A 3182-nucleotide genomic window follows, 5' to 3' on the forward strand; every position below is an offset into this window, starting at 1 on the left:
TAACTTCTGTGTTCGACATGGGAACAGGTGTATCCTTCTTGCTATCGCCACCACACTCTTTTTTTGAGAAAACTTATTCTCTCAAAACTAGCTAATATTTATCATTGATTTTTAAGCCGTACACCGTTTCACACCACTTTGTGGTTAAGTCCTCGACCGATTAGTATTGGTCCGCTCCATACATCACTGTACTTCCACTTCCAACCTATCTACCTGATAATCTTTCAGGGGTCTTACTTCCATAAAGGAATGGGAAATCTAATCTCGAGGTGAGCTTCACACTTAGATGCTTTCAGCGTTTATCTCATCCATACATAGCTACCCAGCGATGCCCTTGGCAGAACAACTGGTACACCAGAGGTATGTCCATCCCGGTCCTCTCGTACTAAGGACAGCTCCTCTCAAATTTCCTACGCCCGCGACGGATAGGGACCGAACTGTCTCACGACGTTCTGAACCCAGCTCGCGTACCGCTTTAATGGGCGAACAGCCCAACCCTTGGGACCGACTACAGCCCCAGGATGCGATGAGCCGACATCGAGGTGCCAAACCTCCCCGTCGATGTGGACTCTTGGGGGAGATAAGCCTGTTATCCCCAGGGTAGCTTTTATCCGTTGAGCGATGGCCCTTCCATACGGAACCACCGGATCACTAAGCCCGACTTTCGTCCCTGCTCGACCTGTAAGTCTCGCAGTCAAGCTCCCTTGTGCCTTTACACTCTGCGAATGATTTCCAACCATTCTGAGGGAACCTTTGGGCGCCTCCGTTACCTTTTAGGAGGCGACCGCCCCAGTCAAACTGCCCACCTGACACTGTCTCCCACCACGATTAGTGGCGAGGGTTAGAGTGTTCATACAACGAGGGTAGTATCCCACCAATGCCTCCTCCGAAACTAGCGTTCCGGTCTCTACGGCTCCTACCTATCCTGTACAAGTTATACAAACACTCAATATCAAGCTACAGTAAAGCTCCATGGGGTCTTTCCGTCCTGTCGCGGGTAACCCGCATCTTCACGGGTATTATAATTTCACCGAGTCTCTCGTTGAGACAGTGCCCAAATCGTTACGCCTTTCGTGCGGGTCGGAACTTACCCGACAAGGAATTTCGCTACCTTAGGACCGTTATAGTTACGGCCGCCGTTTACTGGGGCTTCAATTCTGGGCTTCGCCGAAGCTAACTCATCCTCTTAACCTTCCAGCACCGGGCAGGCGTCAGCCCCTATACGTCATCTTACGATTTTGCAGAAACCTGTGTTTTTGATAAACAGTCGTTTGGGCCTATTCACTGCGGCTGACCTTTCGGTCAGCACCCCTTCTCCCGAAGTTACGGGGTCATTTTGCCGAGTTCCTTAACGAGAGTTCTCTCGCACACCTTAGGATACTCTCCTCGACTACCTGTGTCGGTTTGCGGTACGGGTAGTTATATTCTAACTAGAAGCTTTTCTTGGCAGTGTGACATCAGTTACTTCGCTACTTAATTTCGCTCCCCATCACAACTTGTCCTTAAAGTTAAGCATTTAACTCAACTTCAGACTTATTGCTTGGACGCACATATCCATCAGTGCGCTTCCTTAGCCTGCTGCGTCCCTCCATCGTTCAAACAAATATAACTAGTACAGGAATCTCAACCTGTTATCCATCGTCTACGCCTCTCGGCCTCGACTTAGGTCCCGACTAACCCTGGGAGGACGAGCCTTCCCCAGGAAACCTTAGTCATTCGGTGGACAGGATTCTCACCTGTCTTTCGCTACTCATACCGGCATTCTCACTTCTAAGCGCTCCACTAGTCCTTACGGTCTAGCTTCGTTGCCCTTAGAACGCTCTCCTACCACGGAACCCTAATGGGTTCCATCCACAATTTCGGTAACATGTTTAGCCCCGGTACATTTTCGGCGCAGAATCACTCGACTAGTGAGCTATTACGCACTCTTTAAATGGTGGCTGCTTCTGAGCCAACATCCTAGTTGTCTGTGCAATTCCACATCCTTTTCCACTTAACATGTATTTTGGGACCTTAATTGGTGGTCTGGGCTGTTTCCCTTTCGACTACGGATCTTATCACTCGCAGTCTGACTCCCGGATATAAATCAATGGCATTCGGAGTTTATCTGAATTCAGTAACCCTAGATGGGCCCCTAGTCCAAACAGTGGCTCTACCTCCATGATTCTTAATTCCGAGGCTAGCCCTAAAGCTATTTCGGAGAGAACCAGCTATCTCCAAGTTCGTTTGGAATTTCTCCGCTACCCACACCTCATCTCAGCATTTTTCAACATACATGAGTTCGGTCCTCCAGTGCGTTTTACCGCACCTTCAACCTGGACATGGGTAGGTCACTTGGTTTCGGGTCTACGTCTACTTACTATGGCGCCCTATTCAGACTCGCTTTCGCTACGGCTCCGTCTTATCAACTTAACCTCGCAAGCAAACGTAACTCGCCGGTTCATTCTACAAAAGGCACGCTATCACCCATTAACGGGCTCTAACTATTTGTAGGCACATGGTTTCAGGAACTATTTCACTCCCCTTCCGGGGTGCTTTTCACCTTTCCCTCACGGTACTGGTTCACTATCGGTCACTAGGGAGTATTTAGCCTTGGGAGATGGTCCTCCCGGATTCCGACGGAATTTCTCGTGTTCCGCCGTACTCAGGATACTGCTCTGAGGGACTTTCATTTAGTATACGGGGCTATCACCCTCTACGGCGAGTCTTCCCAGACTCTTCTACTATGAAAATCTTTGGTAACTCAAATGAGCAGTCCTACAACCCCAAGAAGCAAGCTTCTTGGTTTGGGCTCTTCCCTGTTCGCTCGCCGCTACTTAGGGAATCGATTTTTCTTTCTATTCCTGCAGGTAATTAGATGTTTCAGTTCCCTGCGTTTACCTCTATATAACCTATGTATTCAGTTAATAGTAACAGTCGATTAAAACTGCTGGGTTCCCCCATTCGGAAATCTCCGGATCAAAGCTTACTTACAGCTCCCCGAAGCATATCGGTGTTAGTCCCGTCCTTCATCGGCTCCTAGTGCCAAGGCATTCACCATGCGCCCTTGATAACTTAACCTAACTTTACTTAAAGCAAAGTGGTTTTGTTAAGAACTACGTTCTTAACTAATAAAACGCGGTGTTTCTCGGCTTATTGCTTAAAAATTTAATAAATATTATCTAGTTTTCAAAGAACAAATT

General features: G+C 48.1%; 2 rRNA genes. Both read right to left on the minus strand.

The features are described from left to right. A 5S ribosomal RNA gene (gene rrf / locus N0K80_RS07970) occupies positions 1–55 on the minus strand; the annotation flags it as partial. An 85-nt stretch (positions 56–140) separates the two neighbouring features. Further along, positions 141–3060 (minus strand): 23S ribosomal RNA (locus N0K80_RS07775). Between the last annotated feature and the right edge of the window lie 122 nt (positions 3061–3182).

It is taken from the genome of Dellaglioa carnosa (genome assembly GCF_026948345.1).
Lineage (GTDB): Bacteria > Bacillota > Bacilli > Lactobacillales > Lactobacillaceae > Dellaglioa > Dellaglioa algida.